The sequence below is a fragment of the uncultured Streptococcus sp. genome (assembly GCF_963516575.1).
In the GTDB taxonomy this organism is placed as follows: Bacteria; Bacillota; Bacilli; order Lactobacillales; family Streptococcaceae; genus Streptococcus.
On record NZ_CAUQCP010000009.1, the window covers coordinates 41617 to 48425 of the forward strand.

At 39.3% G+C, this 6809-nt stretch carries 5 protein-coding genes and 1 pseudogene; 1 reads left to right on the forward strand and 5 read right to left on the reverse strand.

Annotated elements, in window-relative coordinates; genetic code table 11:
* Positions 1–16 precede the first annotated feature (16 nt).
* From fni to RWM06_RS02775, 5 genes and pseudogenes are all read right to left on the reverse strand, one after another.
* Positions 17–1012 carry a type 2 isopentenyl-diphosphate Delta-isomerase gene (gene fni, locus RWM06_RS02755; RefSeq protein ID WP_313970027.1) on the reverse strand — a complete coding sequence of 332 codons (996 nt, stop codon included), beginning with the start codon at positions 1010–1012 and terminating at the stop codon, positions 17–19.
* Positions 996–2003, reverse strand: a complete 1008-nt coding sequence (locus RWM06_RS02760) for a phosphomevalonate kinase (protein ID WP_313970028.1) — start codon at positions 2001–2003, stop codon at positions 996–998. The genes fni and RWM06_RS02760 overlap by 17 nt, the downstream gene beginning before the upstream one ends.
* Complete coding sequence (gene mvaD / locus RWM06_RS02765) at positions 1990–2943, reverse strand: diphosphomevalonate decarboxylase (RefSeq protein ID WP_313970029.1); 954 nt, start codon at positions 2941–2943, stop codon at positions 1990–1992. Before mvaD ends, RWM06_RS02760 begins: the two co-directional genes overlap by 14 nt.
* Positions 2925–3803 carry a mevalonate kinase gene (gene mvk / locus RWM06_RS02770; protein ID WP_313970030.1) on the reverse strand — a complete coding sequence of 293 codons (879 nt, stop codon included), beginning with the start codon at positions 3801–3803 and terminating at the stop codon, positions 2925–2927. The genes mvaD and mvk overlap by 19 nt, the downstream gene beginning before the upstream one ends.
* A gap of 122 nt (positions 3804–3925) precedes the next feature.
* A pseudogene (locus RWM06_RS02775) lies at positions 3926–4048 on the reverse strand (N-acetylmuramoyl-L-alanine amidase family protein); the annotation flags it as partial.
* A gap of 903 nt (positions 4049–4951) precedes the next feature.
* Here RWM06_RS02775 and RWM06_RS02780 point away from each other — a divergent pair.
* Positions 4952–6809: lanthionine synthetase LanC family protein (locus tag RWM06_RS02780; RefSeq protein WP_313970031.1), on the forward strand; the 1858-nt coding region annotated here is incomplete at its 3' end.

Genomic DNA, 6809 nt, shown 5'->3' on the forward strand with positions numbered 1-6809 from the left:
GTTACGCCTTTTTCATCTAATCTTTTGCTTCTTTTAATTTTCCATAAAGAAGATAGTCTACTTTTTGCAGATCTGCTATGGTGGCACAATTAAGAGCACACATAATCAAACGCAGATCGTCTTTCCAGCCTTGGACAATACCAATCACTTCTTCAACTGAATAGGTTTCAACCAACTCCAGAACTGTTCGAGACAGTCCCACGGCTTTGGCACCAAAGACCAAGCACTTAATCATATCCAGCGGATTCCGAACGCCTCCACTGACCAAGAGTTCGACCTTGTCTTTCCATTCTTGGGCATTGAGAAGGGCCTGCATGGTGGACTGACCCCATTGATTGAGGTACTCACGCTGGCCACTGCGACGGTTTTCAATATAGGCAAAGCTGGTACCACCACGACCTGATAGGTCCACTGTACGAACGCCCAGTTCATAGGCTCTTTCGATGGTCTTCACATCCATTCCAAAGCCAACTTCCTTGAGGACAATCGGAACGGGGATTTGCTTACTATAGTCTGCCAGATTCGATTGCCAGCTTCTGAACTTCCTTTCTCCCTCTGGCATGAGTAATTCCTGCATGACATTAACATGCACCTGCAGGAGGAGAGGTTTCATCTCTTCTACAGTCTGAAGACCGAACTCAACAGGTTTGTCTAATCCAATATTAGTACCAAGGAGAAGATTTGGATGACTAGACCTGACAGAAAAAGAGTCATCTGCTGGATTTTTGAGGGCTGCGCTATAAGAACCCGTTACAAATAAAATACCACAGGATTCCGCCACCTGAGCTAGTTTTTGATTGATTTCTTTACCTTTTTCACTCCCACCTGTCATGGCATTGATATAAAAAGGAAAGTCCCACTTTCGACCAGCAAACTCTGTAGACAGATTGATTTCATCCAGGTCGTAAAGAGGCAAGGAAGAATGAATCAACTCCACCTCATCAAAGCTATTATAGGAACTTTTCTGCTCAAGGGCATAGCGGATATGCTCATCCTTACGATTTGTCGTCATGTCCTATCCTTTCTTGGTATAAGAGCTCAATCCCCAGATCGGCCCAACGGTTTTTTAGGGTTTCAGTTGATTGCTCATCAAAACTCAAGGCAATACCACAATCACCACCACCAGCGCCGCTACTCTTAGCAACAGCTTGCAAATCTTGACTGCTTTCTTTCAACTGTCTCAGCGAAGGCGTGTAAATATCTGCGCTCAAGCCTTCTAAGAGCTTGCTGGCTCTTTCTACCTGCTCGATAATTTTTTCTGATTTCCCATGCTCCAAGGCTTCTACCAAAGTAGCCACTGTATCTTTTGAGGAACTTAAAAAATTCTGATTTATATTCTGCTTGATTTGCTTGACCATATCACTCGATACAGCTACTTGCTTGGTCCATCCCACTAGGAAATCACATTCTAAAGTTGGTTTCACCTGCGAAATTGAAAAGCCCCAATCACGCTCTAAAACTGTCGCCAAATTTTCTTCTTCCAACCAAGCAGCTACCTGCTGGCGATCAAATGACTGGTAGAGAACCAAATCTTCTGCCACAATACAGGCAAGGTCTCCCATAGAGCCATTGTCTCCTCGCTTGAGCAAGACAGCACTAGCCAGCTTGAACAAGAGCTCCTGATCAACCGAAAGCTTATACAGAGCTAGCAGAGCCTTGATGGCCAAAACAACGACGCTACCGCTAGAACCCAGACCAAACTTTTTCCCTTCTCTTTCCATTTTTCCTCGTATTTCCAAAGAAAAAGGTCGCAAGGTCTGCCCACGATAAACGAGGAAATCTTCCATTAAAGCAATCGTTTCTTGAATCAAACTATAATCAGGATTTGGCGCCAAATCAACTGTAAAATCAAACATATCTGAATAGATACGGTAGCTGTCAGAAAAAGCAATCTCAGCCCTCATATAGATAGGAATATCCTTTATCAAGGCTAACTGCCCTGGCTCTAAAATAGCATATTCACCTGCCCAATAGAGTTTTCCGCAAGTTTTAACAGCAATCATCTTGGCTCAAATCCTTTGTTTTTGACACAATCAAGCGATAACGTTGACCGAAGATTTCTGATAAATGCTCCAAGTCTTTCTCTTGACAGAGGACTTTGACATTGGGACCAGCATCCATAGTAAAGTAGCAGGCTTCCCCTTGCTCACGAAGCTGGCGGACAAAGTCCATGGCTTCATAGCTTGCATCCGTCAGGTAAGAAAAGGCTGGTGATGCTGTTTTTGTCGTAGCGTGCATAGCAAGGGCATTTTTCTCCGTTAATTCCCCAACCTTGGCAAAATCATTTTCTTTGAGATAAACCAGCATCTCCTGATAGTCTTTCTCAGACTGACTCACCCAGTCATCAAAAGTCGTCGAAGTTTCCACACAAAGTTTCATCCCGTCACGGCTAGAGATTGGTTTTTTCTTGTCTTCTAGCACCAACATCATCATAGCTAGTTTCAGATCTGTCTCGACAGGGTAAATTGCCCCGCTATCCTTGTCCCAGGCACCTAATGGTCCATAAAAACTCCGAGAGGAAGATCCTGAGGCAAACTTCGCTTCCTGCGCTAACTGACTTCTATCCAATCCAAGCTTGAAATAAGCATTACAAGCCTTGACCAGGGCGGATAAACCACTAGAACTCGAGGACAGACCCGCTGCGGTAGGCATATTGTTCTGAGTATCAATTCGAATAAAGCCCTCACCCTCTGGACGGTAACGGTCAATAATCTTGCTCATCTTGGCATGCTCCGCCTCACTCTGTAGCTGACCATTGATGTAAAAGGCATCAGCTGTCGCATCCGTCGGTAGAGATGACAAAGTCGTCTCCGTGTACATATTTTCCAAAGTCAAAGAAATACTGCTAGTAGCAGGCACCATCTCTTTTTCTTTTTTCTTTCCCCAATATTTGATAATAGCAATATTTGCGTAGGAACGTACTGTTACAGGCTCTCTATCCATGTCTGAACAGCTCCTTTCTCTTCTAGTCTTTCTGCCAGTTCTTGTGCGTCTATCAAACTGTCTGCCAAGGCTATGATACAGCCTCCTAGCCCACCACCACTCATCTTGGCACCCAGAGCACCATGGCTAAGAGCCGTTTCTACCAGATGGTCCGCCTCTGGGCTACTAACACCAATTTCTTTTAAATGCAAATGCGCTTGACTGAGGATTTGCCCCAATCCTTCAGCATCTTTTTGTGAAATCGCAACTTCTGCCTGCTGGGTCAATTCTCCCAGGGCATGCAAAAACGGCAGGGCATCCTTGCCCTTTCTTTGAACCACTTGGATGGCTTCACGAGTGTGACCATAAACGCCCGTGTCGGCAATCACCAAATAGGCAGATAAATCCATCTCAAGCTCTGTAAATCCTACATTCTTAATAAAGCGAATAGGTTGGTCACTGAGACATGTCTTAGCATCCAAACCACTTGGATTCATATGGGCAATCATCTCCGCCCGATTGACCAAGATTTCTAGTACATCATGAGGCAGGTCGGCTTGATAGTAGTCAAATACCGCACGAATAGCCGCTATACTGATAGCAGCTGACGAACCCATTCCCCGTTTTTCAGGGATAGCCGAGTCAATCTCACAGCGAATGCAGGCTTCTTTGATATCCAAATACTCCAGAGAAGCATAAACTGCCATGGACAAGGTATCCTCCTCATAGAGACGCCAAGGACTCGCTGCGGGAACTACCTTACAAGTCACCTCCACCTCCAAAAGAGGCAGGGAAATGGCAGGATAACTGTAAACGACCGCATGCTCCCCTATTAAAATAATCTTACTATGTGCCTGACCGACACCAACTTTTTTTGTCATGTTTTCCTTTTACTAGACGAAAAAGCCGTCTCATTTTTTCATACAAGTATTTATTCTTTCTTATCTATTTTATTATATTTTCACAAAAAAAGCGATTGTTTCCTTCGCAATCGCCTCTTTCATTATTGAATCCATTCGCCATTATAGTTGACAGAATAGCCATCTACGGTCGTATTCACTGCCAAGGCACCTGAACCATAGGCATAGTACCATTTGCCATTGACCTGGAGCCAACCTGTCTTCATAGAACGACGAAAGAAACTCCATACCGTTAGGTAAAGAGGAAAGTCGTGAGGGAGCATGCATCATTGACAACCTGTTTTAGTGACGTACAAAGTCGCATTAACAAGTACTCGTTTCGGCCATTTATAGGTGCAGTGTTTGGAGAAATAGGGTTCAATCTTAGCCCATTCTTGATCGTTTAAATCAGTATCATATGCTTTGCGGGTCATAACCCTAGTTTAACATTTTTTTGTGAATACAGGTTCTAAATAATCGACCACGAAAATTTCTTAAGTGGAAAACGCCTTATCTTATGAAGTATGCTACGGGAAAGCTATAGTTTATTGAAGCTAGAATAGTACACTATAGTTGCTAAAACATTTCTAGAAATTAAGTTAACTTTCCTAATCAATTTGTTCATTTCTTATTTCATTCTATTGTATACACTTAATTTGACAATTCAAGATTTAAAAATATATACTAATATTTGACAAGTCATCCTAAAAGAGTTATTATATTGATGTGTTATAGATTGATTGAATCTAACTAAAGGATCCTATTCAATCAATGTATATCACTTAAGGTTCATACAGCTACCCTTACCGGACAAAAACTGTAAATAATATTATGGGGGGTCAAACATGAGCACTCTAATCGAACTCGAAATGCTACCAAGTGAAAATACAAACGAACAAGATATGCTAGAGTCTTGTGAAATCACATGTGGTGTCAGTTGTAGCGTCACTGGATAACTAATATATAACAGGCCTCTTTCCGCAAAACAGTCGAAAGAGGCTTATTTTATACTCTTCGAAAATCTCTTCAAACCACGTCAGCGTCGCCTTACCGTACTCAAGTACAGCTTGCGGCTAGCTTCCTAGTTTGCTCTTTGATTTTCATTGAGTATTATTTGTAAGGAGAAATGTATGGATTTTATAAAAAACAGTCTTTTGTCTAATAATATAGTATATACTGAAGATGAAGATTGGTGTTATATTGCAAAACAGAATCTTACGGTAGACCAAGGGTGGAAAATTCATATTAGCACCCAATTAAAAGATTATAAGAAAATATTCCGTATACTATTACCTTTTCTAATTAAACATCAATACTGCTTTAAAGTTTGTAAGAATATTCATAGACTAAAAAAGATTAACTCTCCCCGAGAAATATCACCAACTGCAAACAAATTTATTACAATCTACAATAATAGTTCAGGAGAGGCAAGAAGTGCTATTCTTGACTTAGTATCACTTCTTGCAGAATTCAAAGCTCCTAGAATACTGACAGATTTTCAATGTGGACGCCACTCTCCTGTACATTATCGCTTTGGAGCATTCAAAAAAATTAGAAGATATGATAAACAAAACAAAAAATTACTTTATCTTATCAAAGATAATACTGGCAATTTCGTAGAAGATAAAAGGCTTAATTATCCAATTCTACCTACATATGTTAAACCTCTATTTACAAATCAAGAGCTAGAAGATTATTTTTTAGTTGATATTAAAACTCAAAGTCAATCAAACACCCCTATTACAAACTATAATATGGAGTGTATACTAAAAAAATCCAACAGAGGAAATGTATATAGAGCCTCTCTAAGCTCAACTCACCAGAAAGTCATTATTAAGCAGTGCCGCCCATTCTTATCGTATGATTTTGAGGGTAAGTATTATGCTAACGATGAATTACGTAATGAAGCATTATTATTACAATCATTTGAATCCAAGACATATACTGGGTACTTTATAGAAGATTTTTATATCTCAGATGATTACTTCGTAGTTCAAGATTTTATAGATGGAGTAGACTTACTTAATTTTTTGAAACAGTCAAACATCGATACAAACAAGAGAATAGGTATTATGAATAAAATAGTTGATATTCTAAATGATATTCATTCTGAGGGATATAAAATCGGGGACTTATCACCTTCAAATTTTCTATACTCTTCTAAAACTGATGATGTTTTTTTGATTGACTTAGAAAACTTAGAACCTATCATGACCACTGTACGTAATGTACACACACCTTTTTTTGTCAATCCTGATGTAGACTTAAAACAAAGTACTATTGGACAAGTGTATTTTGCTCTATGTATGCTAGGATATTCTATATTTACGAGTGGAACATTAAAATTTCTTAAAGGCGACTCTAAATATCATATAACTGTACTGAACAAAATAGAACAATTACTAGAACTATCACATACTCAAGGTCAGCTCACAGATGAGCAACTATTTTGGTTACAATATCTACTAAATTTAAGTCAAACAAACAATTTAGTCAAAATTAAAAAAATAGAGGAACATAAATATGATTACAAAACAGAATGTAATAGTGTTCTACGATTTTTACTAGATAAAACTGTAAATTCTGAAGGAAGAATCACTTCTTCAACAGAATTTGGAAATTTCGTAAGTAATTTATCATTCCAACACGGAATAGCTGGACTATTGTTTCCTCTAAATAAATTGTACCACCCAGAACTGGATTCTAAAATATTCTCCATCATCAAGAAGGCAGTGACAATTAGAACGACACACACATATGAATATCAATACTCACTGCTATTTGGTGATGCAGGCTATCTATGGTTACTCCTACATTTATTTTCTATCAGTAAAAATCAATACTATCTACAATTAGCAAACGACACCGCTAAGAAATTAATAGAGAATTATGATACTCTAGAGGAAATAGACTTTGCATTGGGAAAATCTGGTGTCCTATTATCATTAATAAAATACTATCAATTTACCAATGACAATACTCTTAAAA

What these genes read in the sequence shown, in the direction of transcription:
- fni (WP_313970027.1), bottom strand. Translation starts at nt 1,012, where the DNA reads ATGACGACAAATCGTAAGGATGAGCATATCCGCTATGCCCTTGAGCAG.
- RWM06_RS02760 (WP_313970028.1), bottom strand. Translation starts at nt 2,003, where the DNA reads ATGATTGCTGTTAAAACTTGCGGAAAACTCTATTGGGCAGGTGAATAT.
- mvaD (WP_313970029.1), bottom strand. Translation starts at nt 2,943, where the DNA reads ATGGATAGAGAGCCTGTAACAGTACGTTCCTACGCAAATATTGCTATT.
- mvk (WP_313970030.1), bottom strand. Translation starts at nt 3,803, where the DNA reads ATGACAAAAAAAGTTGGTGTCGGTCAGGCACATAGTAAGATTATTTTA.